Origin of the sequence: Amphibacillus sp. MSJ-3 (assembly GCF_018919165.1) — a bacterium.
Taxonomy (GTDB): Bacteria; Bacillota; Bacilli; order Bacillales; family Amphibacillaceae; genus Amphibacillus.
Window position 1 is genome coordinate 1 of sequence record NZ_JAHLQM010000034.1, and the last position, 25,810, is coordinate 25,810.

A 25,810-nucleotide genomic window follows, 5' to 3' on the forward strand; every position below is an offset into this window, starting at 1 on the left:
TCCATGAGAAGACCTCTTTTCAAATGTTAGTCGCGAAACTTACATTTATATTAGAGTGTCTTCTCTTTTTTTGTCTAGTATTTTGATTTAAGTATCATTGAGAAACATTATACACATACGCAAATATTTATAAGTATTTACCTTGAAGACAAGCTTTATCCCTTACTGACTTTGACTGAGATTGTGATTACTCGCTCCAACGATAACAAATTTGATCTTTTACAACCATGATCGAGGCCTACCGTTAATAGCCAACATGAATAATTGAAGGGAAGATATCTAGCTAAAGTAAAATAAAAATACACCTCGAATCAATGAATGAACAATTGAGGTGTATTTATTAGAATCGTTATAGGATTTTGGCTAAGAAGTTTTGGGCACGTTCTGTTTTCGGTTGATCAAAAAACAGCTGTGGATCTTCTTTTTCAATCAATCGCCCCTCATCAAGAAAAATAACTTGATCAGCCACTTCACGTGCAAAGCCCATTTCATGAGTGACAACAAGCATTGTCATACCAGAATGCGCAAGATCCTTCATTACATCAAGAACTTCTTTAACCATTTCTGGATCAAGTGCAGATGTTGGTTCATCAAATAACATTAATTCTGGCTCCATTGCTAATGCGCGGGCAATCGCCACCCGTTGCTTTTGTCCTCCTGATAATCGATTTGGGTAATCTGATTCTTTATCTTTGAGGCCAACGCGGCTTAATAATTCCCGTCCTCTTTCTTCTGCTACTTGTTTATTTAACTTTTTCACCTTTATTGGGGCATAAGTTATATTTTCTAACACCGTTAAATGAGGAAAAAGATGAAAGTGTTGGAATACCATTCCAATTTTCTCCCTCGCCTTTGTTACATTGGTCTTTGGATCCGTTAAATCTTGACCTCCTACATAAACCTTTCCTTCTGTTGGTTTTTCAAGTAAATTAATACAACGTAAAAAAGTCGATTTACCTGATCCAGACGGACCAATGATCGAAACAACCTCTCCTTTTTTTATCTCAATATTTATATCATGTAATACTTTGTTATTATCAAAAGTTTTGGATAACCCTTCTACTTTAATCACTGCGTTTTAACCTCCGTTCTATCCTCTTACCTATTATTGTCAATATCATTACCATTGAGTAGTAAAGAATACCAACAAATAAATACGGTTCAAAATATATATAGGTATCTGCTGTCACTACTGTTGCACGGCGCATTAAGTCTAAATAACCAATTGTTGACACAATTGCAGATTCTTTGGTTAAAGTGATAAATTCATTCATTAATGCTGGAAGAATATTTTTAAGTGCCTGTGGTAAAATAATATCAATCATGCGCTGACGATAAGAAATGCCCAATGCCATTGACGCTTCCGTTTGGCCAACATCAACAGCTTCAATTCCAGCTCTAATTATTTCAGACACATAGGCGGCAGAGTTTAATCCAAAAGCTAAAATTGCAGAAGCAAATGCGGAAATATCATATCCAAATAGCTGTGGAGTAGCATTATAAATAATCATCAGTTGTAAGATTAATGGCGTCCCTCTAAAAATAGATGTATACCCTTCAGCGAACCATTTTAAGGGCTTGATACTACTAATTTTACATAAGGCCAAAATCGCACCTAATATAAAACCAAATAATATTGAGATACTAACAAATTTTAATGTTACCCATATTCCTTCTAACATAAAAGGAATATAAGGCACGATTTGACTAAAATCCAAATTCATGCCCTACACCTTCTTTCTACATGAAATTTATTATTCGGATAGCCATTCAGCTTCCCATTTTGCTAGTACGCCCGTGTCAATCGCTTGTTCGATAATCGTATCGATTTTTTCTACCAGGTCACTACCTTTTGGAAAAGCAACCGCCATCCCCGGTGTTGTACCAGAAGGATCGTCGAAGCCAATGAGATCCTGTGCTTCGATAAAACCAAGGGCAACTTCTTTATCTAAATATACCGCATCTAAACGATCCGTTAATAGTTCTTGGATTAAGGCTTGGGCATCATCTAAGGCTTTTATCTCAAAGTCATATTCTTCTTGAAGACCTTCTGCACCTTCCTGTTGAATTGAGCCTAATTGAACACCAATTGTTGTTCCATTAAGATCATCTAGAGATGTCAAGTCAGAATCCTTTTGTGTAACAAACATTTCTCCAGAATGATGATATTCAACTGAAAAGTCAACATTTTGACGACGGTCTTCATCAGCTGACATACCTGAAATGACCATATCGACTCGCTCAGCCTGTAAAGCACCAATCAATCCATCGAATGACATATCACGAATTTCTAACTCAAGACCTAATTCATCGGCAATATAATTAGCAAGTTCAATATCAAAACCAACAATATCCCCTTCAGGATTACGAGACTCAAATGGTGGATAATCCGCAGATGTTCCCATGACCAATTTTGTTTGGTCGCCCGTTTCATTATTTCCTTCGTCACTTGATTCTGATGTTTGATCACTTTGTGTCCCGTCTTTAGTACTTGATCCACATGCACTTAACACGAATACAAATGAAGCTAACAATAGAATAATAACAACACGATTTCTTTTCATTATAATAATTCCCCTTTAATTATTTTATTAATGTATAATTATTCATGATTATGAATTTTAACAAACTTTTATCGTTTTGGGAAGGGGGTAATGTGAAAAAGTTTTTACTTTATGAATAATTTCTGATAATCTTAATCAATTTATCGCGGACTAACTGACTGGAAAACCTCTACTAAGTCATGTTTCACTTTATTAGTGGGATAATTGTTACACTTATTTGAATCAATCACTAAATATATTTTACCTCACTCTATTCCATCTCATACCTGATGGATCAGGACACCTCTTATTAGCAAGCCTTGCTCGAAAAGCAATGAAGCAACCACAAAATCCACAGGTTGTCTCGTACTGTAGATGTGGACATGTCTGGCAAATTGCGATTCTTTGTTGATAGATTGATTCATCAACTAAATCCTCTTCAAATAGTAGTTGTTCTTTAACAAGGGCCTCTACCTCTTCCGGACTATATCTAACAGTAACAGAACACCCTTTACATGTCATGAAATCACCTAGCTCTTAAAGATTTAATATGGTTACAGTGAAAAAGATACCTTTAGGATAATGCTATATTAATCCGGTCATTTTCAAACCTTTTACTAGACCATCATTCGCAACATCATCAGTAACGTATTTGGCAACAGCCTTTACTTCTTGTTTAGCATTTCCCATTGCGACACTATTCTTAACTGTTTTAAGCATTTCTAGGTCATTTAAACCATCACCGAATGCATAAACGTTATTCTCATCTATATCTAAAGCTTTGGCCATTTTTTTTATCCCCTCAGCCTTTGACCCTTCTCTAGGTAAAATATCGACTGATAATGGATGCCATCGAACAAATTTAAACTCTGGATACTTACTTTCATAATATTCTTCTTCACCCTCACTACAGAATAATAACGATTGATATATAGTTTTCCCTTCATAATACTTCGGATCGTATATTGGAAAATCTTTAATCTTTAAAGTAGCAATACTTTCATTTATATACCGATGATTTTCTACATTTGCTCGCATGCCCTCTTCAGTCATAAAAGTAAGAGGATGATCATTGACTAAACCTTCAGTCGCCAGTTCCAATAATTTCGTCTTATTTAGTGGATTTGTATAAATAACTTCATCTTCTAAGACAACATATGATCCATTGTAACTTACAAAAGAATGAATATTTAATCTTTGACGTAAGGATTCATACATAAACGGACCACGCCCTGTTGCAATTGCAATCAGATGATTGTCCTTCTGTAATTGATGAATTGCCTTTTCTGTTGACGGTGGCAACTGTTTATCGTGATCCAGTAATGTTCCATCAATATCAAAAAAAATAAGTGCTTGGTTACTCATCTGCCCCATACCTTTCTGTATATATAGTCAAAGGTAGTATAGCATAATTGCTATAATTTTTCTTATTTATAGGCCCCTTTTCGATCACATCAAACGATTATAAAAGTGAAAGGAGGTGATCATCATGGCACAAGTTGATACAATTCAATCTAGACTTCAATTATATTTTGAAGTAGGAGTTGACTTGGACACTGGCGAAGTCATTACAAAGGCAAAATCATTTAATAATATTAAACCTGAAGCAACTGCTGAACAGTTAATGAATATCGCCAATGCTTTGACTTCGTTACAACAATTTCCACTTCATGAAGTAAGGCGAAATGATGTTTCTCTATTGAGCGAAGTCTAATTTATTTAACTTAGAATAATAAGGAGGTGAATAACAATGAAAACCTTGGAATTACGATTTTCCAATGAGGATGAACGGGTTGTCACGCTCTCAATCGATAATCCTAATGAACCTATCGACCCTGATGCTGTACGTCAGGTTATGGAAGAAATCATCGAAACGAATGCGGTTTTCTCTACAGGTGGCGATTTAGCAAGCATTCATAGTGCTCGAATTGTTGAACGCCTTGTTGAGGATATCGTTTGGTAATAGGTATAGATGCTTTATGTATCGACGGCTATAGCCTCAACTCTACAGTTTACTAGATAGAAAAATAAGAAAATAAAGTAGAAGTTCAATTAGTGGGGGTTGGACCTAGAAGACCTGAGTCATGCAGACTTTACCATAGGATATGATAGGTTTAGTCTGTCTTCTCCTAGCCTCCACTTACAATGCTTAGTTTCCCTTGAATTCTTGAAATAGGGGCTTGTTGATAGTTGTACCGCGATAACTTTTCAGAAATATCAAACTTTTCATTGCCGATAAATGAAAAGCAAGCTATAATGGACGATAACGACCTTGTGATGTTGTTAGATAGGAGAGATTATTAATGCCTATTAATATACCAAAATTATTACCCGCACGCTCTATATTAGAACAAGAGAATATTTTTTTAATGGAAAAAGATCGAGCAACGACACAGGATATTCGACCACTCAATATTCTTATCTTAAATTTAATGCCTGATAAAGAAAGAACTGAAACACAACTATTACGGCTGCTCAGTAATTCACCGTTACAAGTATCTGTAGACTTCATACATACCGAAACTTATCAAGCAAAGAATGTTCAAAAATCCCATTTAGAGAAATTCTACCTCACTTTTTCTGATATCAAAGATAAGCGCTATGATGGCATGATTATTACTGGAGCTCCAATTGAGCATTTAGCATTTGAAGAAGTAGATTATTGGGATGAACTTGTGACCATACTTGACTGGACAAATAATCATGTTACCTCAACGCTTCATATTTGTTGGGGTGCACAAGCGGCACTATATCATCATTATAATATTGGTAAAATTAAACGAAATAAAAAAATCAGCGGGATCTTTGCACATCAGTTACTTATCCCGACAAATAAACTTGTTCGTGGTATTAATGATGAATTTAGTGTACCTCATTCTCGACATACAGATGCAGATTATCAGGCGATTGAGGCTCATCCTGACCTTTCGATATTAGACTGTTCCGAACAAGCGGGGCCTTTTTTAATTGTATCAAACAATGAAAGGCACATTATGATCACAGGGCATATTGAATATGACGCGGATACACTTTCACGAGAATACCATCGTGATTTAAAAAAAGGACTTCCTATTCACATGCCTACAAATTACTATCCTAATAATAATATTAACAATCAGCCAATAAATCGTTGGCGATCTACAGCATATTTAATTTTTTCTAATTGGCTCAATTACTTTGTCTATCAGGAAACACCATTTCAATGGTAAAAGGGAAGAGATTTTCGATCATCTCTTCCCTTTTCTATGTCTTTTCTAATTTGGGGAATAGGGTGCAAAAAGCTTGTCAACTGTTCAGAACATTTAATAGGTCTGCAATCTAATACCCCTGTATCCCTATTTTGAACACTTTTTCTTTATTCAGATAAACGATAAACCCTTGCTTCAAAAGGCCGTAATGACATCTTTGCATTTAGCGGATCATTAACATGATAATTACTCATTTTCAATTCAGCAAGCGATAGGTCTGCTGACAAATCTAATATCGTTTCTTGTTCAAACATATTGACAATAATACAATAGCTTTCTTTTTCTAACGTTCTAGTATAAGCGTATACTTGATCATGTTCACTAGCTATCAATTGATAATTTCCATAAATCAATGTATCGGTTGACTTTCGTAAAGTAATCATTTGACGGTAATAATGATAGATTGAATCTGGATCTTTTAAACTCTGTTCAACATTGATATCAGGATAGTTTGGATTAACCTTTAGCCATGGTGTACCCGTTGTGAATCCAGCTTCAGCTTCACTCGTCCATTGCATCGGTGTTCGAGAATTATCCCGGCCATTTTTCCAAATAATCTCCATAACTTCTTCGTGTGACTTCCCTTCACCACGTTCTAAATGATATAAATTTTTCATCGCAACATCATTATAATCTTCTATTGAATCAAATTGGACATTAGTCATCCCAATTTCTTGTCCTTGATAAATAAATGGTGTTCCTTGCATAAAGAAATACAATGTAGCCAATGCCTTAGCAGATATCTTTCTTAGATTCGTATCATTTCCCCATGTTGAAACTGAGCGAGGCTGATCGTGGTTTTCAAAGAATAAAGCATTCCAACCTTTACCTTCAAGTCCCTTTTGCCATCTTGTTAATGCTGTCTTAAGTCCAGGTAAATCTAATCCATCATCAACGCTCGTGCTCCATAGTCCTAAATGGTCAAATTGAAAGATCATATTAAAATAACCCTTTTCTTCTCCAACCCAAGCTTCAGCGTCATCTATCCCGACTCCATTTGCTTCACCAACAGTCATTACATCATAATTTTTAATTGTCCGCTCTGTTAGTTCAGTTAAAAATTTATCAATCCCTGGGCGATTCATATGACCAGCCCAAGCTTCTACATATTTTTTATTATATGGATTTGGCATATCAGGATAGCCAGCCACTTTTTTAATATGAGAAATGGCATCCACTCGAAAACCATCAATTCCTTTATCGAGCCACCAATTAACCATTTTATATAAACTTTCCCGAACTTTTGGATTCTCCCAATTTAAATCAGGTTGTTTTTTAGAAAAAACATGCATATAATACTCGCCTGTCTTTTCATCAAATTGCCAGGCCGATCCTCCAAATATAGATTCCCAATTATTTGGTTCCTTTCCATCTTTACCTGGATGCCAAATGTAATAATCCCGGTATGGATTATCTTTAGACGAACGCGATTCAATAAACCAAGCATGCTCATCTGAGGTATGATTAATGACCAAATCCATAATCAATTTCATCCCACGTTTATGTGTCTCAACTAGTAATTGATCAAAATCAGACATTGTCCCAAAATCAGACAAAATCGCTTGATAATCACTGATATCATATCCATTATCATCATTTGGTGATTCATAAATCGGACTAATCCAAATGACATCAATACCTAAATCCTTTAAATAGTCAAGTTTTTCGATAATCCCTTGAATATCACCGATCCCATCACCATTCGTATCTTTGAAGCTTCGCGGATATATTTGATAAGCCACAGCCTCTTTCCACCATTTTTGTTTGTTCATCTTGTTCCCCCATCTACTTTATTTCTCTTGTTGCAGAAAGATTACTTATTCCCCTGCCTAGTATTTTCTATATTTATCTTATGCAACAATCAGGCAATCGATTGCGCAAACTCAAATTATAGAATAGCACACGCTTGTCTCTTGTGCAACCCTTTCACTATTTCTTATGACACGATTGTTAAACTACCTTATATACTAATCACCAAAGTCAATTATTCATTATATTCGGGCATGGTTCAATAAAGTAAAATTTCAATCTATGGGGAAACTACGGGACCTGGTAGGTTTAGTCTGCCTTCCCCTAACCCCACTGATTGGAGTTGGGACTGGGACTGGGACTGCGGTTACTCGTCCCACCGAAAACATTTGCGGTTACTGGTCCCAGTGAAGACATTTGTTAGCATCCCAAGGGTATGACCTAGAGTTCCTTAAACCAATCGGTACCTTACTGTCAATTGATCTCCACTTACAATACTTACTTCCCTTTGAATACTTAAAATGGAAGTCTTACTGACAGTTACACTGCGATAAAAAACCCCCTAAAGTAGTTTCTTGATATCTACTACTTTAGGGGAAACATATCAAATTAGGTAATAAGAAGTTTTTAATCGTTTAGAGCTCCTAATCGCTCAAACTCTAGTTCAGATGATTATTGATTTATTAATCACACCTGTTTTCGAAGATAGTTAAATACCCATCACTTACATATCTTCATCGTCATCCTCCATATGGAGACTTACCTCAATACGTACCAATGAACGACGGAGAACGACTTGTAAGCTATGAATGTGTACTTCTTCAGATTGCTCAAGTGATGCTTCAGCTTCTTGACGGTCTCTTTCAGCCCGTTCTAAATCAATTTCTTCTGGTGGTTGAACAATTGTACTAAATATATTTACGGTCGTATCTTCTATTTCAACTATACCACCGAAGACAGCAAGTTTCTTTTCAATACCATCGTTAAATATACGTAATATACCATCGCCTAACACTGCAGAAAGCGGTTCATGACCAGGTAGTACTCCAAGATCACCATCGATACAGCGCATGATCAACATGTCAGCTTTTTCAACAAATTTAACTCCTCGAGGCGTGGTAATATTAAGATTTATCTTTTTCTCTTTTACTAAGTTAGTCTGCTCTTCAGACATATTAACCACCCTGTGTATTCTTATATTTTTCCACTACTTCGTCAATCGTACCCACATTGAGGAAATAACCTTCAGGGATATCATCGTGAACACCCTCAATGATTTCTTTAAAGCCACGGATTGTTTCCTTTACAGGTACATAACGACCTGGAATAGAAGTGAATTTTTCAGCTACATGGAAGGGTTGAGACAAAAATCGTTGTACTTTTCGTGCTCTATTCACCGTTAACTTGTCTTCTTCCGATAATTCATCCATACCTAGAATAGCAACAATATCCTGTAGATCTTTGTAACGTTGCAGGATACTTTGAACAGCACGCGAAACACGATAATGTTCTGATCCGACAATACTAGCTTCTAAAATCCGTGAAGAAGAATTCAATGGGTCAACAGCCGGATAGATTCCCTGCTCTACAATTGACCTAGATAATACTGTAACTGCATCTAGGTGAGCAAATGTTGTTGCAGTCGATGGATCTGTAAAGTCATCTGCTGGTACATAGATGGCTTGAACAGAAGTAATCGAACCGGATTTAGTTGACGTAATGCGCTCCTGTAATGCACCAATTTCAGTAGCTAATGTTGGTTGGTAACCTACGGCACTTGGTGTACGTCCTAATAAAGCTGATACTTCTGAACCTGCTTGGACAAAACGGAAAATATTATCAATGAAAAGCAAGACATCTTGATGCTCTTTATCACGGAAATACTCGGCCATCGTCAATCCTGTCAAACCAACTCGCATCCTTACCCCTGGTGGTTCATTCATTTGTCCAAAGATAAGTCCTGTTTTATCAATAACACCTGAGTTTTTCATATCGTAATATAAATCATTTCCCTCACGACTACGCTCACCTACACCAACGAAGACTGAATAACCACCATGTTCTTTAGCGATACTATTGATAAGTTCCATTATAAGAACGGTCTTTCCAACACCTGCACCACCGAACAGCCCTATCTTACCACCTTTTGAAAATGGACAAAGTAAATCAATCGACTTAATTCCTGTCTCCAACATCTCTGGCTCTGCGACCTGTTCAGAAAGACTTGGTGGATCCCTATGGATAGACCAGTGTTCCTTAGCCTCAATTGTTTCGCTGTCATCTATGGGCTCACCTAAAACATTAACCATACGTCCTAAGATTTCTTCACCTACGGGAACTGTAATTGGCGAACCTGTATCAACTGCTTCCATCCCTCGAGTTAAACCATCTGTAGGGTGCATGGAAATACAACGTACGGTATCATCTCCAAGATGCTGCATCACTTCTAGAATGATGGTTTCCCCGTTAAATGGTACTTCTATCGCATTATATAAAGAAGGAAGTTCATCTTCGAAGTGTATGTCAATAACTGCTCCTATTATCTGTATTATCTCACCTTTATTTTTAACTATCATGTATTCCACCTTTATTTAAAGTATTTGCACTACCTACTATCTCGCTAAGCTCTTGTGTGATAGCAGCTTGGCGTTTACGGTTATACATACTAGTTAATTCCTTGATTAAATCTGAAGCATTTTTCCCGGCAGCATCCATATTGACCATTCGTGCTGCTTGTTCACTCGTATGAGATTCAGAAAATGCCCTAAATAAATTCATGTGTAAATATAAAGGAATCACGTGGTCAATAAATGTATTCATATCTGGTTCATATGTTTTTTCATTACTATCTAATATTTTTTCTGCTCCAGCTGCTATTGGGAGCAGCTGCTCTACTTTTGGAACATGGTTTAAGACATTCTCAAAGTGTGTAAAAGCAATAAATACTTCTTCTACTTCACCAGACAGATAGAGCTCTGTCAACCATTTGGAAAGACTTTCAGCTCCGTAATACGCCTGTGCATCTGCTATATCAATGATTGTACGGATAATATTCTTATCCCGCTTCTTAAAAAATTCATTGCCTTTCGATCCTACGATAAGAATCTTTTCATTTTTCCCTTGATTCATATGTTGTAAAGCTTTTTCAGTAATATTTGCATTATAGCTACCAGAGAGCCCACGATCACTAGTCAATATGATGTACAAAGAATTCTTCACTTCACGTTTTTCGTAGAATATATTTGTTTCCGCAACTTCATGGCTACCTATTTCTTCCACTGTACGTCTTAGCTCATTGTATATCGGACGGACACCTTCCAATTGTTTTCTTGCTTTTTGCAATTTTGTAGAGGCGACCATATCCATTGCTCGAATAATTTGTTCAGTAGAGCTAACATTTGCAATTCTTTGTTTGATATCCCTCATCGAAGTCACATTGGTCCCTCCTTAGCTATAATTATACTCTTCTTTTGCCCTTGCAATAACTGTATCTATCTCTTTTGCAAGTTTCTCTGAGATTTCTCCTGTTTCTTTAATTTCTTCCTTAATATATGCTGCGTGATTATTGACAAAATTAATGAAGTTTTTTTGGAACTTCAGAATATGTTCAACTTCTATATTAACTAGATGTTTATTATTTAATGCATATAAAATTAAAACTTGATCTTCTACAGAAATAGGCTTGTACTGTGGTTGCTTCAGTACTTCCATAATTCGTTCTCCTTGGTTCAAACGATCCAAAGTGTCTTGATTCAGATCAGAACCAAATTGTGAGAAAGCTGCTAATTCCTTGTATTGGGCGAATTCTATTCGTAAAGGACCAGCTAATTTCTTCATCGCTGGAATCTGTGCTGAACCACCTACCCGAGAAACAGAGAAACCAGGATTAATGGCGGGACGAACACCATCATTAAACAGATCAGCCTCTAGATAAATTTGTCCATCTGTAATCGAAATAATATTTGTTGGAATATATGCAGAGATATCGCCTTCTTGTGTCTCAACTATTGGCAATGCAGTTAGTGAGCCACCACCATGTTTTTCACTCAAACTAGCAGCACGCTCTAATAGTCTTGAGTGTAAATAAAAGACATCTCCTGGGTAAGCTTCACGACCTGGTGGACGGCGGAGTAGCAAACTAATAGCCCGATAAGCGACTGCATGCTTAGATAGATCATCATAGACGATTAAAACATCCTTTCCTTTATACATCCACTCCTCAGCGATGGCACAACCTGCATAAGGGGCAATATATTGTAAAGGCGCAGAGTCACTGGCAGTAGCTACTACAATCGTTGTATAAGCCATTGCTCCAGTTTCAGTCAAGACTTTAATAATTCTAGCTATGGTTGATGCTTTTTGTCCAATCGCGACATAAACACAATGAACATCTTTATCCTTTTGATTAATAATCGTATCAATCCCGATAGCTGTTTTACCAGTTTCTCGGTCACCTATAATCAATTCCCTTTGTCCTTTTCCAATCGGAACCAATGCATCAATAGCTTTGATTCCCGTCTGTAATGGTTGATCCACTTCACGCCTTGAAATAACACTAGGAGCAGGGTTCTCTATCGGACGGTATGTATCCGCTGCAATCGGCCCTTTATCATCAATCGGCTCGCCTAATGCATTAACAACACGGCCTAACATCCCATCGCCTACTGGTACCTCAGTCATTCGACCAGTTAGCTTAACTGGATCACCTTCTTTGATTCCTGCATCTGATCCCATAATAACAGCACCTATACTGTCTTCGTCTAGGTTCAAGGCCATACCATAAGTACCATTGGCAAATTCTAATATTTCTCCACTCATTGCACTTTTCAAACCATGAATACGAGCAATTCCATCACCAACTTGTATGACCGTTCCTGCTTCCGAAACGTCCAACTTAGATGCATAAGATTCAATTTGTTGTTTGATCACCTTACTGATTTCATCAGGATTAACTATCATTGAAAACCCCCTCTCTTCAATTGTTCTCTCATATTGTTCAATTGAGATCTCACTGTTCCGTCAAAAATATATCCATCTAATAAAATATAGAATCCCCCGATCACATCTGGGTCACTGACGGCTTTAAGGTCAACTTCTAGATTAGTTTGTTTTGATAATAAAAGACGAATCGATTCAATTTGATTTTCTTTAAGTGGTTTAGCGGAGACAACCTTTGCTTCTATTTTTCCTAAGCGCCGATTAGCACGGGTCATGTATTCTCTTAGTGCTGGCACAATTAGGGCTTCACGACTCTTTCGAATCATAAGATAAAGAAATCCCATCAGATGATCAGCAAGCTTATCAGAAAAGACATTTTGAAAAAATTGCTGTTTTTCCGAAGTAGAGATATGTGGATGGGTAAGAAAAGCTTGAATTTCAGCACTTTCAAGCGTGGTACAAATCAAAGCCGATTGCTCTATATCCGTTTCCAAACTATCTCTAGCTTCCGAAATTTCTAGAAGCGCATTTGCATAACGGTCTTTTAGCTTTGCCATTGTGTATCCTCCAACCTAGCTAACGTTTCCTCAAAAATCTTCTCTTGGGCACTATCATCTATGTTTTCAGAAATATATTCTTTAGCCATAAGACTAGCAAGCTCGATAATATAGAGTCTCGACTCTTCTTGAAGACGTTTTCTCTCCTTCGAAACACTTTCTAATGAGCGTTCCTTTACCGCCTGTGCTTCTTTCCTAGCCTCTGCTAAAATTATTTTACTTTCATCAGCTGCCTCAAGTCGAGCAGCTTCAAGAATCTCGATCCGTTCTTTATTAATGTCCTTTATTTTCTGATCATACTCTGTAATTAGCTCATTTGCTTTGGCCATCGTTGAATCTGCATCATTAATCTTACCTTGGATTTTTTCTGTACGCTTACGCATGAATTCCTTAACCGGCTTATAGAGAATATAACTGAGTGCAACGGCTAAGATAATCCCATTAAATAGTTGAATACCAATACTAACAATTGTTTGCATGTCTAGACCGAATACACGACCCTCAGGTACATTCTGAGCTAAAAGCACTATCATACTATGCAATTCAAATAGCCTCCTTTCGCTCTCACTTGTATGAAATACAGCAATTTATACTTAACCCAAATAATTTATTAAAATATCAATAAGTGGATTAGCGAAAAGCATGATAATGGCTATTAAAAGTCCATAAATACCAGACGTTTCTGCCAAGGCCAAACCGACAAACATCGTCGTTCGAATTGAGTCTTCCGCTTCTGGTTGCCTGGCAATTGATTCAATCGCCTGTGCGGCTATTTTAGCCTGTCCGAATGTTGTTAATACCCCATTTAGGAGTGCGATTGCAGCAGCGATATGCGCTATAGCGATTACAAATGCTAATGGATCTTGCATGTTAATTCCTCCAATTCAATTCTATTTTCATTTTTACTTGTTTACAGTGGTTATCACTGTATGATCGACTTGCTCGGTACTGATCTACTAATCGGCGGCACCTTTAATATACATAAGACTTAAAATAACAAAAATATAGGTCTGTAATAAGCCAAATACGACATCAAAGAAGGCATGCAATAATGCCGGAATACCGATTTGGACAAAGAAAGGTGTTAAGGCATAATAGAGTGTCAAAATAATCGTACCTGAAAGCATGTTTCCAAAAAGTCGAAAACTTAAAGAGATGGGTTTCGATAGCTCCCCGATCAAATTCATTGGGAAGAATACAAAGTGTGGTTCGAAGAAATTTCTCAAATAATCACCTTTTCGATGTTTAAAACCCATGAAGAACATAAGTATGAGGCTGACAAAGGCCAATGCAAAAGTCGTTGGCCAGTCTGCTGTTGGTGCCCTAACCCCAAAAACACTAATCAAAGCAGATGACAGTAAGAACATAAAAACCATGAAAAACCATGGGGCAATGTAAGAGAGTTTTTCACCTAGAGTATGGCTAACAAAGTTATCAAATGTCTCGACGATTGCTTCTATCACATTCTGAAAACCACTTGGAACTTCTTTAAAACGCTGAAGTTTAATTCGTGCTATGATAGCGATCGCAATAAGAATCAGCATAATTAACCATGTGTTAAAAATCGTCTCTGTTATCCAAATTTCAAAACCAGCTATTTCAAAAACCCAAAGATTATCTACTTCTAATCCCAATGACTAATCACCACCTATGCCGTTATTAAATTTGATCTAATTCTTGGCTGTAAACTTTACGTTATATACTGCGACCTGGAAAGCGAGGATACCTGCCGCCACACCCCACAAACTAAGCTGTGGCATAATCGCGCCTAAGACCAATACAACACCAGAAAGTAAGAGCCTTAATACATGTTGAATACTAACATAATTTTTAGCATGTTTTTGTTCCATTTCAAGTGCTTTGTTTACGGCACGTTCTAGGAGAAAGACTTTAGCGATACTGACAGCGGAGCCTAGAAGGACTCCAAATGCAAACGGAAGGAAATCCAGAGAGCGGTGATAGATTACTGAACTTAAAATACATATTAATGCAATGATTAATATAGTATAAACCATTTTCTTAGCTAAATCAGACAGTTTCATAGTACCTCTCTTCCTTATTACTCTCTCTTAAAGGTTGTTGTTACTTATGATTTGGGGATATTAAATAGGGACTTAATTGCTGCTCCTGCACCTAGGAGAGAAAAAATCAGTAGCAGCCAAGGTGATGTGTCTAATAATCTATCTAGGTATTTGCCTAGCAAGACACCAATCAATACCGATGCTCCCATAGTCACTCCAATTTGTGACACATTGGCTAACATACGTAAAGTATCGCTATTCTTGCGTTTAAATCGATTATGTTCTTTACCCAAGATAGCGTCCTCCTTGCCTTAAAAAACAAGATGTTCTAAATAAAGCATCTGAACATCTTCTTTCCACCTGGAAAAATCGTAACATAAAAATTTATATTGTTCAACAAATAAGACCTATGTAATTCTCATTTGAGGTAATATTATCCAAGGTTTCTTATATCCATCCCAGCGGAAATTTTTAACTTAAAAGAAGAAAAAAAACATCATCTCTACTAAGCTAGATTGAGATGATGTTCTTTTTCTTCTTATTGTTTTTTCATTTGTTTACTTCTAAGTTGGCCACATGCAGCATCAATATCAGATCCTTGTTCGACACGTACACCACAATTGATTCCCGCCTTAAGTAAGGTCTCATAAAATTCTACAATAACCTTTTTCTCGCTCCGTTCATATTGATTATGTTCTTCGACAGGGTTATAAGGAATTAAATTCACATAAGATAAATGGCGTTTATCTTTTAGAAGTTCTGCCAATTCGATTGCTTCCTTTTTATGATCATTAACCCCTCTAAGCAAAATGTATTCAAAGGTAATCCGTCGATTCGTTTTTTCCAGATAGTAATCAATAGCGTCCATTAACTTTGCAATTGGAAAGGCCTTATTAATCTTCATTATTTGTGTCCGTAACTCATCATTAGGTGCATGTAATGAAACAGCTAAATTAACTTGTAGCTTTTCATCTGCAAACGCGCGTATTTTATGAGCTAAGCCACTCGTTGAAACGGTGATATGCCTTGCCCCAATTGATAATCCATTACGATCATTAATAATCCTCAAAAAGTCCATTGTATGGTCATAATTATCAAATGGTTCTCCAATTCCCATAACAACAATATGGCTCACCCGCTCATTTTTCATTTGGGCATCTAGATATTTTTGGACTTTCATAACTTGTTCAACAATCTCGCCACTTGTTAAATTTCGGCTTTTTTTCAACAATCCACTTGCACAGAATGTACAACCAATATTACAACCAACCTGTGTCGTAACACAAACAGATAGTCCATATGAAAATCTCATTAATACCGTTTCGATCAAATGACCGTCAGCTAATTTAAATAAAAACTTAATTGTACCATCTTTAGATTCTTGTTTTATTTCCTCCGCTAAGGTTTCAAGGGTAAAATGTTCTGAAAGTAATTGTCGTGTTTGTTTATTAAGATTCGTCATTTCATTGAACTGACTTACTCTTTTCACATAAAGCCAATCCCAAACTTGCTTTGCTCGAAAACCTTTTTCCCCTTGCTCTATAAACCAATTTGTTAATTTTTCTTCTGTTAAACTATAAATCGATTGTTTTTCTCCCATTTTTGCGCCCCTCACTTAATACAACATAACTTTATCATTATACTATCCGATTAACTATTTTCAACAAGATCCATTCATTTATTTGAATCATATCACTTTTTGTCCATTTATTTAATAAGAAATGACCTATTCCTCTTCTATCAAGCAAGCTTTCAGAATTATTAAAAAATATTTTTAATAATTTAATTAGGAAAGGCTTGCAATTGCTCTAGTTGCTTGTTATAATAACAGTAGCTATTTTGTTCGACAAAACACTTCAAGTAACTAACATCGTGAAAGGTTTCGTTTTGATGCTTGAGCAAGAATAGTAATACATGTGTGTGGATATACCACACTAGGAGGATAAGTAATATGGCACAAGGAACAGTAAAATGGTTTAACGCAGACAAAGGTTTTGGTTTTATCGAAGTTGAAGGGCAAGATGATGTTTTCGTACACTTCTCAGCAATTCAAGGCGAAGGCTTTAAAACACTTGAAGAAGGACAAAGTGTAACTTTCGATATCGAAGAAGGTAACCGTGGTCCACAAGCAGCTAACGTTGTTAAAGAATAATAACTAATAACAACAAAGAGAACGAGTAAACTCGTTCTCTTTTTTATTTAACTTGGCGGGAAATTTTATCTTCCACACTCTCTTCATTTAAGTTATAACCAGTAGTAATGTCGCGACACGATCTGTTCAACCAACTGATTTATTGATTTAATTTAATGGTAACCATTTTAGTACTTTTTGAATATGGGCGTCCCAATAATCCCAATTATGGTTTCCTTGATCAAAGGTTGTTTTTACATCTAAAGATAATTGGTCCGCTAATTCCTTAAAGCGAACATTCTCTTGATAGAGAAAATCATCCCTTCCACATGCTTGATAAAGCTTTGGTTTTGGACCTTCTGCTTGAGCAACACCTTTAACTAAAGCAAAAATATCATCAACCGTATTCCGAATATCTCTCCCACCAAAAACATTATATAGTGTTTGATCCATTGGATTGTCGCTCATATTTATTTGTTTATGATTGGCTAGATCCAATACGCCTGATAATGAAGCAGCCGCTGAAAACTGTTCCGGTTTATTTAATGCCCATTTAAAGGCTCCATAACCACCCATTGATAAACCAGCGACAAAGTTATCTTCCCTCCGTTCAGATAAAGGGAAAAATGATCGAGCCACATTTGGTAACTCCTCTGACAAAAAAGTCCAATACCTTTTTCCATAACTCATATCCGTATAGAAGCTATGATCCATATCAGGCATTACGACAGCCAAGCCTAATTCAGCGACATAGCGCTCAATGGATGTTCGTCGTGTCCAAATGGAGTGATCATCACTAAAGCCATGTAATAAATATAAGGTTGGATGAAGATGGGAACGTGTTTTGTTTTCCATTCCAATTTGATATTTGGTTTGCTCTGGTAAAATAACTGTCATTGTTGTACTTTTAGTAAGTGTCTCTGAAAAAAAGTCACATGTAATTCGCGCCATCTTTTTTCTGTCCTTTCTTTAATAACTTTTTTTGATTCCAATACTTAAGCACTACAACCCTGATGAATAAAGTGAAAGGTCAATCGGTGGGGATTGAGCTTTTAGGACCTAGGTTATGCAGGCCTTACCACAGGACCTGGTGGGTTTAGCCTGCCTTCCCCTATCCTTCAATGAGTGTTAGAATGAACGAACCGAGCTCCCGCTAATTACTGACCCCACACTTATTATCCGAGAATATCTTACAATCGTTTGGCCCGCGATAAACTAAATAGAGCATTTCTATTGACCTTATAGAATTGGGTCAAAGGCTAAAAGCGAACATCAATTTTTATTTTAGCTGTTTTCAAATTATCCAAACCAATATAGCGTTTAGTTGACATCAGCGTTTTTTGCCCTAGACGCTTTTGAATCAATGAAATCGCAATTCCATTACGATAAGCGTGGTAAGCAAATGTTTTTCTTAATGTATGCATACTAACGAGACCCGTAATGTTATGTTCACTTGCAACCTGCTTGATAATCCGGTTAGCCTGTTGACGAGAAAGTGGTTCACTCGTTTCCTTTGATTGAAAAAGATAGTCATCATCGTCAAGTGATTGACTTTCTACATAAGCATTAATAAGCCTTCTCATTTGTGGATTTAAATAAATAGGTGGATCTTGATAAGAAGATAAATACAAAAATGAAAGAATTTCATCATCATATAAATCCTTTTTTTTCAATTGTAGGAGATCCTTCATTCGCAAACCCGTATGTAAGGCCAACAAAACAAAGCAATAATTCCGCGTTGGGTTTTTATTACTAGCATTAATAATTGATCTTATTTTACTTGCATCAATTATAGGTTCAACAGCAGACATTCTTACACCTCCCATGTTACATAAAATAATTATATCACATAAATATGTAACATTAGAATATTTTTTTGAACAAGCTCCCACTTAATTTCTAACAAAAATTTAGGTTGAAGTCTTCTGGTGGAAGGAGAACAAAATGGTCATTTCCCTTTTGCTCCAAATCCATGGATTAGTATATTTCTCTCTAGCACACAGTAAATAATATGTTATAGTTATTATCAGCATTATAATTATATAAGCTTGTTCAATTTATCCGATAAAACATTAAGACAAATAACCTTAGCCATTCACTTTCATTATTTAATCTCTATTTCTATTGAACAAAGATCGAAAATAGAATTTAGCCAACTTTCATCGCATTTGTCATGATTTAGTTAAATAATATGAAGTAAACTTTAATTATATTGGAGTGTTAGCTATGATAAAAATAATTGCAACTGATTTAGACGGAACATTATTATCATCAACCGGGGAAATTAGCGAAAAGAATATTGAAGCCATTCGTAAAGCTCAAAAAGCTGGAATTGAAGTAGTAGTCGCAACAGGACGATCTTATGCTTCTGCCTCAATACCTCTTAAAAAAGCTGCTTTAAATTGTCCAATCATTTGTGTGAACGGAGCAGAATTATACTCGGTTGACGGACAATTAATACATTCAATAACAATGAATAAAACCCTGATTGACGAAATCATTAAGGTCACAAACAATGAACAAGCCTATTTAGAGTTATACACGAATGAAGGTATCTACGCTAAGAAACAAACTAATTTTATCGATATATTAACAAAGATCATTTCACTGAATCATCCAGAGATAACAAAAGAAGAAGTAGAAAAACGTGCTGAGCAAAGATTTCAAGATGAAAGTTTTATTTTTACAGATGACTTTTCCACCGTCACTAACCAAGCTCATATTGAATTTGTGAAGGCCCTAGCTTTTTCTTTTGAGTCCGATAAATTAGAGAAAATTAAGCAAACATTTAAGAATCGAAATGATTTGATTGTTACTTCTTCCGGACCAGATAATATTGAGTTTAATCATCCTGAAGCACAAAAAGGAATAGCTTTAAAAGCATTTGCAGATAAATTAGGCTTCTCATCAGAAAATATAATGGCAATCGGTGATCATTATAACGATCTTTCTATGTTAAAGCTATCAGGTAGAAGTGTCGCAATGGAAAATGCTGTTGAGGAGATAAAAGCACAAGCCGACTTTATCACATCTAAGAATGATCATGATGGCGTAGCTAAGGCAATAGAAGCAATTTTGCCTTGATTTTATTCTCAATTCTCCCTTCTTGGACTCAATCTGAAAAAACTAGACAAATGCCCTGACAAGATCATACTTCGGGCATATGTTAATGTATATTGAGTCTAAGGTGGTGAAAAGAAATGTATAGTTATGGATGTTGTCCTCCACAGCAAAACCAAGGGTATAGTTGCGGCTTTGGCGGCGGTTTTGCATTAATTGTTGTGCTTTTCATCTTACTCATAATTGTTGGCGCATCTTTTTACTAAAATTTAAGAATTAAAGTTGGTCAGTCGAAACGGCTGACCAAGTATTTTCTCTCCAGCAATACTTTTATATCTTTTTCGAGCCTAACTTTTAGAATATTTTTATCGCTTTTTTACCCTTATTTTGCTATGATTAAATAATAATTTTTATATGTGAGAGGAGAAATAAATGTATACTGTTTTAATTGTAGATGACTCTTCTTTCATGCGGACTTGGATTCAAGGGATCATATCAAAAAATGAAAAGATTGTAACAGCGGAAGCTACCAACGGATTAGAAGCTATACTTCAATATCGCAAATTAAAACCAGATTTAGTTTTATTAGATTATAATATGCCAGAGCTATCTGGCTTGGAAGTGCTGAAAAGAATACTTAAGATTAATCCTAATGCAAAAGTGATCATGTGTTCAGCACTTGGGACAAGCTTTGTAATTGAAGAATGTTTATTGGCTGGGGCTATCGACTTTGTAACTAAACCAGAATTTAAAAATTTATCTAAGATCATTAATCAGAATCTATTTATATAGCCAGCAATACAAGGAGTCCGTAAAAAATAAAAAAGCTGTTTGCTAAGTCATGATCAATGACCTAGCAAACAGCCCCTTCCAGCTATTATCCTAGATAAGCTCTTAACATCCACATATGTTTTTCTAAATCGGTTTTATAGCCAATATAGAGATCTTCCGTTACATTATCTTCGGCTTCACCTGCTAATTCGATTCCCTTGTATAACTCCTTAACTAGGAGATCAAAATCATCTAATACACTTTGTACCATATCAACTTGGCTTACTTCGTTTGTATATGGTGATTCTTCTATAATTGAATGGTCAATAAACTCTTGTAAAGTTGAATAAGGTTTACCACCAATTGTTAAAAGTCGCTCTGCAAATTCATCAAAGTAGTCATTAGCCTCATCATATAATTCTTCAAATTTCTCATGAAGAGTGAAAAAGTGATTTCCTTTTACATACCAATGGTGCTGATGTAACTTCGTAAATAATACCCCTTGAGTAGCTACTAATGTGTTTAAATGATCTTTCAAAGCTTTGTTATCTGCCATTTTTAATAGACCTCCATTATTATATTGTATTTAATCTCAATGTTACTTCTTCCCTTTTTCCTTTAGATCTAAACATTATGATATAGATAACTTATTATATAACGATTCACTCTCCTCTTATCTACTTTAATTATTATCTTATAATTATTATAATATAATATTATTTATAAGTCAATTAAGAGTTTTGGTGATAAAGTGAAACTTCAATCAGTGGGGATAGCACCTAGAAGACCTGGTGAATTTAGTCTGCCTTCCTCCATCCCTTATTTTCCTTCTAGCTCTTGAAGTGGGAATCTTACCAACAGTTGCACAGTGATAAATATAGCTGACTGGATCATTTTATTTAAATGCTTTATTGCTCGAAGATATCCATTACGGAATATCAATTAAATCTTGTGGAGTCAAAATTCCCAACAATTTTTGATTAGACTTACCTTCTTCTGTAATTAAGAGTGCATCTACCCCCTCATGTTTCTTAATTGTTTCTAAAAATACTTCCTCTGCTTGGTAAATATTCATCGATCGAGGAATAAAGCGATAATTAGGCTTAGCACCACTTTCTAATAATTGATTAATGGGCGTTCGCAATAATTCTTTGAAATCTCCATTCATATGATTAGCAATCCAATGCAGAATTTGCTTGTCTGTTAATAATCCAATGAACTGTTTACTTCGATAAACTGGAAATTGAGTAAATTTAGTATTACGTATAATAGTTAGAACATCTTTTAACAACAAATCAGCCTGAATGACTTCTATAGTCTTTGAAAAAGTTGGAATAACCAATTTAGGTGCTGTTAACTCTTCAGCAATCTGTTCAATTGCCTCAACAACTTTGATATGAGGATCTGCAATAGTATAGTTCATTTCCGTTCGTTCATGAACGATCGCATTTCTCAATTCCGAGTACTCTAATAAATCATTATGATAACGATTGACAATCGCATTGTTTTTCTTCAAACGTAAAACAGCACGATGAAAAGGGACATAGCGAGTGTCATTTAATTGTTGATCAAAGTATTTTTCAATTTTATTAAATGCAACAATAAATCTTTCAGCCTTATTCAAGGGATCACCTCTTTTTTTATACTGCGAACGACTCACTACTTAGCTAAACCATACAGTTCTTAACGCCTGAAATAGGATTTTTTTAGGAATAAAGCATACTTATGAGCATTTTTACTCTCAAGTCTTTCTTATCAAGCTATCCCTCTAGTCTTTTTGGTTCTTATTTATATCTAAACCAACATTTTTTTAGATCTTTTGTTCAGAATATTGACACTAGATTTATACCCCTATCGTGTTAGGTGAAACAAGTGGAATATATCCAAGCTCAAATATCAAACTTTTATTACTGTCTTTATGTCCATATGTTTAAAGGATTTGTCTTAACAGAAACCATCTTTTTACTTTGTCTATTTAAGAACAGAATTCCCCCTAACTTAAAAATTGTTAGGGGGAAATAAATTTAATTTCATCATCAGGTGTTTCTTTATCTGGATGTTCACTTGAAATTGGTTATTCTAAAATTAATTAGCAAAATATGACTTACCATTATCTCGAGGTCCTTCCTCTTTATTCCGTTGTAGTTGTTAAATTTTATTAATCATTGTAATTCCCTTATATCCCCTACAGAAAATAGTTTGACCTGATAAGTTAAATCTATGTGTTATTTTAGTGGATATGTTCTGGTTTCTTTGACAAAGATTAATAAAATAACATAATTTTACTGGTTTACAGTTTTATCACTTTTTGAATTATATTACTGATACACAATATCATCAGCATCAATGCTATCGCCAAATACAGGACGAAGAGTATCATCATATGCTTTATATAAGAAATCTTCTTCCGCTAAAGTTTCTAATTCCTCATTGATCCACTCCAAAAGCTCAGTATTTCCTTTCTTCACAGCAGGAGCAATGACATCCTCATTTCCAAGAGCAGTAATCCCTACACTAAATTCAGGATTTTCATTTGCCCAAGCAAATAACAAAGTATTATCATGCGCCAAGGCCACACCTCTACCATCTTTTAAAGCATTAAAAGCTTCTGTATTTTCATCAAATGCTAATAATTCGATTTCAGGGTAATTTTCCTTAAAATACAATTCTGCTGTAGTACCTCTATTTACAATCAACTTCTGACCTTCTAGTTCTGAAATATCTGTAATTAATTCATCATTAGGTGAAACAATTCCTAATCCCACCTTCATATAAGGAGTTGCAAAATCCACTGCTTCTTCTCTTTCATCTGTGACGGTGAAATTCGCCATTATTATATCTACCCGATTTGATTCCAAATATTCTACTCTACTGGCAGCTTCTACAACAATAAATTCTACTTTAGAAGCATCACCTAATAGATCTTCAGCAAAACGATTAGCAATATAAACATCAAAGCCCTCATTTTCCCCATCTTGATTTACAAATCCGAAAGGAGGCTTATCTCCAAATACACCAATTCTTAACGTATCATTTTCTTGAATCGTTTCTATTGCTGAAACATCTTCTGAAGACTGACCACACCCTACCAATAAACCAATAACTATGATGCTAATAAAGAATAAAGACAATCCTTTGATATTTTTCATTTTATTTCTCCCTCTCTTTAACAAAGTTATTATAATTAAACATGTTGATAAATTGTTTACCTCTTTCTGTACTTGGTTCTTTAAAAAAGTCACTAGGAGAAGCTATTTCTTTTATTTCCCCTTGATCCATAAAAACAATTTTGTCCGCTACTGCCTTAGCAAAATCCATTTCATGGGTAACAATAATCATTGTCATCCCTTCATTTGCAAGCTCTAACATAACCTTTAAAACTTCATGTACGACTTCAGGATCCAGAGCAGCAGTTACTTCATCGAATAATATAATTTCAGGATTTAGGCATAGCGCCCTAACAATAGCTACTCTTTGTTTTTGGCCACCAGAAAGCTGTCTGGGATAGGCATTTATTTTTTCTAGTAAACCAACTCGGTCTAAAAGCTTTTCTGCTTGCTTTCTAGCCTCTTGTTTATTCCTTTTTTGAACTTTTACAGGTCCTAATAAAATATTATCCAATATAGTCATATGAGGAAAAAGATCATAACTTTGAAAGACCATACCCACTTTTTGACGTATTAAATGCCATTGGGTCCCAGCGTTAGAAATCTCTATATTATTTAAGAATATTTTGCCGGCTTGTATTTCTTCTAGGCCATTAATACATCGCAACAATGTGCTTTTCCCACAACCGGATGGTCCTAAAATTACAACAACTTCACCTTTTTTTACACTTAAAGAAATATCTGATAGGACGGGTTGCGCTCCATAATTCTTATGTAGTTCTCTTATTTCTAATAAAGCCTCTTGACTATTATGTGTCAAAACTCTCCCCCCTTTTTACTACCGACCATTTTATAATTTTGAAAAAGCTTCTATTAATATTGCCATTTCATTTCTAGTTTTCTTGCGATTATAGAAATTGGATAACAAATAATAAAGTATAAAAAGAAAATAAAACCATATACCCAAAGTGGAGCAGTAGGATAATCTAAAATTGAATATTCAATAATTTGTTGTCCTACTTTCAAAACTTCAATTACACCAATAAATACGGCAAGTGATGTCGTTTTAATCATACGTGTAGCTAAATTAATTGCCCCCGGAATTAATCGTCGAATAGCTTGGGGGATAATAATATAAATATATATTTGAAGTTCTGTTAATCCAATGGCTGCCCCACTTTCCTTTTGGTGGTTGGGAAGAGAGCTAATCGCACCACGGACAATATCCCCCATTTCTGCACTTCCCCACATCACAAATACAATAATACACACGAACTCACTGCTCAAATGAATGGGAACAATTTTAGTCACACCAAAATAGAAGATAAAGAGCCATACTAAAATAGGGACAATTCTCATCATTTCTAAATAAACCCTTGTGAAAAACTTAACAATCATTTTTTCAGAAAGCATAATCAGCCCTAAAATTATGCCGAATAGCATTGAAAATGAAATAGAGATTAAAGCAATTTTTGTTGTAATCCAAAGTCCACCAAACAATCTTTGCATATTTAATCCTTCAAATAAAATATTAACGCCCAAATCCTGCATAGCGTAATCTCCTCGTATAATATGTTTAAGCCTTGTTTTAGGCTTATGTTTTCATTGATACAAAACTTGCTTGTAACTTCGTTACCTTTCATTCCAGGCGGACGCTTTCCGTGGGCACGGCTCAAGCCTCCTCG

The 25,810-nt window shown here is 35.6% G+C and carries 31 protein-coding genes; 7 read left to right on the forward strand and 24 right to left on the reverse strand.

Annotation, left to right across the window (positions count from 1 at the left end; genetic code table 11):
- Nucleotides 1-349: 349 nt before the first annotated feature.
- The 5 genes from KQI76_RS09850 to KQI76_RS09870 all read right to left on the reverse strand — a co-directional run bounded on the left by KQI76_RS09850 (nt 350) and on the right by KQI76_RS09870 (nt 3,908).
- On the reverse strand, nt 350-1,072 hold the full coding sequence (locus KQI76_RS09850; protein ID WP_216400143.1) for an amino acid ABC transporter ATP-binding protein: 723 nt from the start codon (nt 1,070-1,072) through the stop codon (nt 350-352).
- The gene (locus tag KQI76_RS09855) at nt 1,065-1,724 is read right to left on the reverse strand and encodes an amino acid ABC transporter permease (protein ID WP_216400144.1); all 660 of its coding nucleotides are present in this window, start codon (nt 1,722-1,724) and stop codon (nt 1,065-1,067) included. Before KQI76_RS09855 ends, KQI76_RS09850 begins: the two co-directional genes overlap by 8 nt.
- 30 nt (nt 1,725-1,754) lie before the next feature.
- Nucleotides 1,755-2,564, reverse strand: coding sequence for a transporter substrate-binding domain-containing protein (locus KQI76_RS09860; protein ID WP_216400145.1), 810 nt, complete (start codon nt 2,562-2,564; stop codon nt 1,755-1,757).
- 240 nt (nt 2,565-2,804) lie between these two features.
- The gene (locus KQI76_RS09865) at nt 2,805-3,065 is read right to left on the reverse strand and encodes a DUF6171 family protein (protein ID WP_216400146.1); all 261 of its coding nucleotides are present in this window, start codon (nt 3,063-3,065) and stop codon (nt 2,805-2,807) included.
- A gap of 63 nt (nt 3,066-3,128) precedes the next feature.
- Entirely contained in the window at nt 3,129-3,908 is a 780-nt protein-coding gene (locus KQI76_RS09870; protein ID WP_216400147.1) for a Cof-type HAD-IIB family hydrolase, read from the reverse strand.
- 124 nt (nt 3,909-4,032) lie between these two features.
- Between KQI76_RS09870 and KQI76_RS09875 the strand changes: the two genes are divergently transcribed.
- The 3 genes from KQI76_RS09875 (at nt 4,033) to metA (ending at nt 5,752) form a co-directional block, all read left to right on the forward strand.
- On the forward strand, nt 4,033-4,257 hold the full coding sequence (locus tag KQI76_RS09875; protein ID WP_216400148.1) for a DUF1659 domain-containing protein: 225 nt from the start codon (nt 4,033-4,035) through the stop codon (nt 4,255-4,257).
- 36 nt (nt 4,258-4,293) lie between these two features.
- Complete coding sequence (locus KQI76_RS09880) at nt 4,294-4,506, forward strand: DUF2922 domain-containing protein (protein WP_216400149.1); 213 nt, start codon at nt 4,294-4,296, stop codon at nt 4,504-4,506.
- A gap of 340 nt (nt 4,507-4,846) precedes the next feature.
- A complete protein-coding gene (gene metA / locus KQI76_RS09885; RefSeq protein WP_216400150.1) occupies nt 4,847-5,752 on the forward strand; it encodes a homoserine O-acetyltransferase MetA in 906 nt (301 codons plus the stop codon).
- 146 nt (nt 5,753-5,898) lie between these two features.
- Here metA and KQI76_RS09890 read toward each other — a convergent pair whose 3' ends face one another.
- The 12 genes from KQI76_RS09890 to rlmN form a co-directional block, all read right to left on the reverse strand.
- On the reverse strand, nt 5,899-7,563 hold the full coding sequence (locus tag KQI76_RS09890; RefSeq protein ID WP_216400151.1) for a glycoside hydrolase family 13 protein: 1,665 nt from the start codon (nt 7,561-7,563) through the stop codon (nt 5,899-5,901).
- Nucleotides 7,564-8,264: 701 nt separating this feature from the next.
- Entirely contained in the window at nt 8,265-8,714 is a 450-nt protein-coding gene (gene atpC, locus KQI76_RS09895) for an ATP synthase F1 subunit epsilon (RefSeq protein WP_216400152.1), read from the reverse strand.
- Nucleotide 8,715: 1 nt separating this feature from the next.
- Nucleotides 8,716-10,116 (reverse strand): F0F1 ATP synthase subunit beta, encoded by a 1,401-nt coding sequence (gene atpD / locus KQI76_RS09900; protein ID WP_216400153.1) that lies wholly within the window; start codon nt 10,114-10,116, stop codon nt 8,716-8,718.
- Nucleotides 10,106-10,966: an ATP synthase F1 subunit gamma gene (gene atpG, locus KQI76_RS09905; RefSeq protein WP_253288901.1), complete on the reverse strand. Its 861-nt coding sequence runs from the start codon at nt 10,964-10,966 to the stop codon at nt 10,106-10,108. The genes atpD and atpG overlap by 11 nt, the downstream gene beginning before the upstream one ends.
- 21 nt (nt 10,967-10,987) lie before the next feature.
- Entirely contained in the window at nt 10,988-12,499 is a 1,512-nt protein-coding gene (gene atpA / locus KQI76_RS09910) for a F0F1 ATP synthase subunit alpha (protein ID WP_216400155.1), read from the reverse strand.
- Entirely contained in the window at nt 12,496-13,035 is a 540-nt protein-coding gene (gene atpH, locus KQI76_RS09915; protein ID WP_216400156.1) for an ATP synthase F1 subunit delta, read from the reverse strand. The genes atpA and atpH overlap by 4 nt, the downstream gene beginning before the upstream one ends.
- On the reverse strand, nt 13,023-13,568 hold the full coding sequence (locus tag KQI76_RS09920; protein ID WP_253288902.1) for a F0F1 ATP synthase subunit B: 546 nt from the start codon (nt 13,566-13,568) through the stop codon (nt 13,023-13,025). Before KQI76_RS09920 ends, atpH begins: the two co-directional genes overlap by 13 nt.
- Nucleotides 13,569-13,628: 60 nt before the next feature.
- Entirely contained in the window at nt 13,629-13,904 is a 276-nt protein-coding gene (atpE, locus tag KQI76_RS09925) for an ATP synthase F0 subunit C (protein WP_216400158.1), read from the reverse strand.
- An 87-nt stretch (nt 13,905-13,991) separates the two neighbouring features.
- Entirely contained in the window at nt 13,992-14,669 is a 678-nt protein-coding gene (gene atpB / locus KQI76_RS09930; protein WP_216400159.1) for a F0F1 ATP synthase subunit A, read from the reverse strand.
- 36 nt (nt 14,670-14,705) lie between these two features.
- Complete coding sequence (locus KQI76_RS09935; protein ID WP_216400160.1) at nt 14,706-15,077, reverse strand: ATP synthase subunit I; 372 nt, start codon at nt 15,075-15,077, stop codon at nt 14,706-14,708.
- Nucleotides 15,078-15,121: 44 nt separating this feature from the next.
- Nucleotides 15,122-15,349 carry an AtpZ/AtpI family protein gene (locus KQI76_RS09940; RefSeq protein WP_216400161.1) on the reverse strand — a complete coding sequence of 76 codons (228 nt, stop codon included), beginning with the start codon at nt 15,347-15,349 and terminating at the stop codon, nt 15,122-15,124.
- Between the two features lie 245 nt (nt 15,350-15,594).
- The gene (rlmN, locus tag KQI76_RS09945) at nt 15,595-16,656 is read right to left on the reverse strand and encodes a dual-specificity RNA methyltransferase RlmN (RefSeq protein ID WP_216400162.1); all 1,062 of its coding nucleotides are present in this window, start codon (nt 16,654-16,656) and stop codon (nt 15,595-15,597) included.
- Between the two features lie 351 nt (nt 16,657-17,007).
- On the opposite strand from rlmN, the gene KQI76_RS09950 reads away from it, so the two are divergent.
- Entirely contained in the window at nt 17,008-17,208 is a 201-nt protein-coding gene (locus KQI76_RS09950) for a cold-shock protein (RefSeq protein ID WP_216400163.1), read from the forward strand.
- A 147-nt stretch (nt 17,209-17,355) separates the two neighbouring features.
- Here KQI76_RS09950 and KQI76_RS09955 read toward each other — a convergent pair whose 3' ends face one another.
- Nucleotides 17,356-18,138 (reverse strand): alpha/beta hydrolase, encoded by a 783-nt coding sequence (locus KQI76_RS09955; RefSeq protein ID WP_216400164.1) that lies wholly within the window; start codon nt 18,136-18,138, stop codon nt 17,356-17,358.
- Between the two features lie 308 nt (nt 18,139-18,446).
- A complete protein-coding gene (locus KQI76_RS09960) occupies nt 18,447-18,998 on the reverse strand; it encodes a tyrosine-type recombinase/integrase (protein WP_216400165.1) in 552 nt (183 codons plus the stop codon).
- 415 nt (nt 18,999-19,413) lie between these two features.
- Between KQI76_RS09960 and KQI76_RS09965 the strand changes: the two genes are divergently transcribed.
- The 3 genes from KQI76_RS09965 (at nt 19,414) to KQI76_RS09975 (ending at nt 21,039) form a co-directional block, all read left to right on the forward strand.
- The gene (locus tag KQI76_RS09965) at nt 19,414-20,271 is read left to right on the forward strand and encodes a Cof-type HAD-IIB family hydrolase (RefSeq protein ID WP_216400166.1); all 858 of its coding nucleotides are present in this window, start codon (nt 19,414-19,416) and stop codon (nt 20,269-20,271) included.
- Between the two features lie 116 nt (nt 20,272-20,387).
- Nucleotides 20,388-20,513 (forward strand): YjcZ family sporulation protein, encoded by a 126-nt coding sequence (locus tag KQI76_RS09970; RefSeq protein ID WP_216400167.1) that lies wholly within the window; start codon nt 20,388-20,390, stop codon nt 20,511-20,513.
- A gap of 166 nt (nt 20,514-20,679) precedes the next feature.
- Nucleotides 20,680-21,039, forward strand: a complete 360-nt coding sequence (locus tag KQI76_RS09975; protein WP_216400168.1) for a response regulator — start codon at nt 20,680-20,682, stop codon at nt 21,037-21,039.
- Nucleotides 21,040-21,124: 85 nt separating this feature from the next.
- Here the strand turns inward: KQI76_RS09975 and KQI76_RS09980 are convergent, their stop codons facing one another.
- The 5 genes from KQI76_RS09980 to KQI76_RS10000 form a co-directional block, all read right to left on the reverse strand.
- Nucleotides 21,125-21,574: a Dps family protein gene (locus KQI76_RS09980; protein WP_216400169.1), complete on the reverse strand. Its 450-nt coding sequence runs from the start codon at nt 21,572-21,574 to the stop codon at nt 21,125-21,127.
- A gap of 372 nt (nt 21,575-21,946) precedes the next feature.
- A complete protein-coding gene (locus KQI76_RS09985; RefSeq protein ID WP_216400170.1) occupies nt 21,947-22,642 on the reverse strand; it encodes a CBS domain-containing protein in 696 nt (231 codons plus the stop codon).
- Nucleotides 22,643-23,336: 694 nt separating this feature from the next.
- Nucleotides 23,337-24,167, reverse strand: a complete 831-nt coding sequence (locus KQI76_RS09990) for a cysteine ABC transporter substrate-binding protein (RefSeq protein ID WP_216400171.1) — start codon at nt 24,165-24,167, stop codon at nt 23,337-23,339.
- A gap of 1 nt (nt 24,168) precedes the next feature.
- Nucleotides 24,169-24,945 (reverse strand): amino acid ABC transporter ATP-binding protein, encoded by a 777-nt coding sequence (locus KQI76_RS09995; RefSeq protein WP_216400172.1) that lies wholly within the window; start codon nt 24,943-24,945, stop codon nt 24,169-24,171.
- Between the two features lie 53 nt (nt 24,946-24,998).
- Nucleotides 24,999-25,676, reverse strand: a complete 678-nt coding sequence (locus KQI76_RS10000) for an amino acid ABC transporter permease (RefSeq protein WP_216400173.1) — start codon at nt 25,674-25,676, stop codon at nt 24,999-25,001.
- Nucleotides 25,677-25,810 lie beyond the last annotated feature (134 nt).

Excerpts from the sequence above, each read along its gene's own strand:
- KQI76_RS09860 (WP_216400145.1), bottom strand. The coding sequence starts at position 2,564 with ATGAAAAGAAATCGTGTTGTTATTATTCTATTGTTAGCTTCATTTGTA.
- metA (WP_216400150.1), top strand. The coding sequence starts at position 4,847 with ATGCCTATTAATATACCAAAATTATTACCCGCACGCTCTATATTAGAA.
- atpC (WP_216400152.1), bottom strand. The coding sequence starts at position 8,714 with ATGTCTGAAGAGCAGACTAACTTAGTAAAAGAGAAAAAGATAAATCTT.
- atpG (WP_253288901.1), bottom strand. The coding sequence starts at position 10,966 with ATGAGGGATATCAAACAAAGAATTGCAAATGTTAGCTCTACTGAACAA.
- KQI76_RS09875 (WP_216400148.1), top strand. The coding sequence starts at position 4,033 with ATGGCACAAGTTGATACAATTCAATCTAGACTTCAATTATATTTTGAA.
- KQI76_RS09865 (WP_216400146.1), bottom strand. The coding sequence starts at position 3,065 with ATGACATGTAAAGGGTGTTCTGTTACTGTTAGATATAGTCCGGAAGAG.
- atpH (WP_216400156.1), bottom strand. The coding sequence starts at position 13,035 with ATGGCAAAGCTAAAAGACCGTTATGCAAATGCGCTTCTAGAAATTTCG.
- atpE (WP_216400158.1), bottom strand. The coding sequence starts at position 13,904 with ATGCAAGATCCATTAGCATTTGTAATCGCTATAGCGCATATCGCTGCT.
- KQI76_RS09990 (WP_216400171.1), bottom strand. The coding sequence starts at position 24,167 with ATGAAAAATATCAAAGGATTGTCTTTATTCTTTATTAGCATCATAGTT.
- KQI76_RS09950 (WP_216400163.1), top strand. The coding sequence starts at position 17,008 with ATGGCACAAGGAACAGTAAAATGGTTTAACGCAGACAAAGGTTTTGGT.
- KQI76_RS09965 (WP_216400166.1), top strand. The coding sequence starts at position 19,414 with ATGATAAAAATAATTGCAACTGATTTAGACGGAACATTATTATCATCA.
- KQI76_RS09955 (WP_216400164.1), bottom strand. The coding sequence starts at position 18,138 with ATGGCGCGAATTACATGTGACTTTTTTTCAGAGACACTTACTAAAAGT.
- KQI76_RS09855 (WP_216400144.1), bottom strand. The coding sequence starts at position 1,724 with ATGAATTTGGATTTTAGTCAAATCGTGCCTTATATTCCTTTTATGTTA.
- KQI76_RS09960 (WP_216400165.1), bottom strand. The coding sequence starts at position 18,998 with ATGTCTGCTGTTGAACCTATAATTGATGCAAGTAAAATAAGATCAATT.
- KQI76_RS09935 (WP_216400160.1), bottom strand. The coding sequence starts at position 15,077 with ATGAAACTGTCTGATTTAGCTAAGAAAATGGTTTATACTATATTAATC.
- KQI76_RS09890 (WP_216400151.1), bottom strand. The coding sequence starts at position 7,563 with ATGAACAAACAAAAATGGTGGAAAGAGGCTGTGGCTTATCAAATATAT.
- KQI76_RS09975 (WP_216400168.1), top strand. The coding sequence starts at position 20,680 with ATGTATACTGTTTTAATTGTAGATGACTCTTCTTTCATGCGGACTTGG.
- KQI76_RS10000 (WP_216400173.1), bottom strand. The coding sequence starts at position 25,676 with ATGCAGGATTTGGGCGTTAATATTTTATTTGAAGGATTAAATATGCAA.
- atpA (WP_216400155.1), bottom strand. The coding sequence starts at position 12,499 with ATGATAGTTAATCCTGATGAAATCAGTAAGGTGATCAAACAACAAATT.
- rlmN (WP_216400162.1), bottom strand. The coding sequence starts at position 16,656 with ATGGGAGAAAAACAATCGATTTATAGTTTAACAGAAGAAAAATTAACA.
- KQI76_RS09980 (WP_216400169.1), bottom strand. The coding sequence starts at position 21,574 with ATGGCAGATAACAAAGCTTTGAAAGATCATTTAAACACATTAGTAGCT.
- KQI76_RS09870 (WP_216400147.1), bottom strand. The coding sequence starts at position 3,908 with ATGAGTAACCAAGCACTTATTTTTTTTGATATTGATGGAACATTACTG.
- KQI76_RS09970 (WP_216400167.1), top strand. The coding sequence starts at position 20,388 with ATGTATAGTTATGGATGTTGTCCTCCACAGCAAAACCAAGGGTATAGT.
- KQI76_RS09880 (WP_216400149.1), top strand. The coding sequence starts at position 4,294 with ATGAAAACCTTGGAATTACGATTTTCCAATGAGGATGAACGGGTTGTC.
- atpD (WP_216400153.1), bottom strand. The coding sequence starts at position 10,116 with ATGATAGTTAAAAATAAAGGTGAGATAATACAGATAATAGGAGCAGTT.
- KQI76_RS09920 (WP_253288902.1), bottom strand. The coding sequence starts at position 13,568 with ATGATAGTGCTTTTAGCTCAGAATGTACCTGAGGGTCGTGTATTCGGT.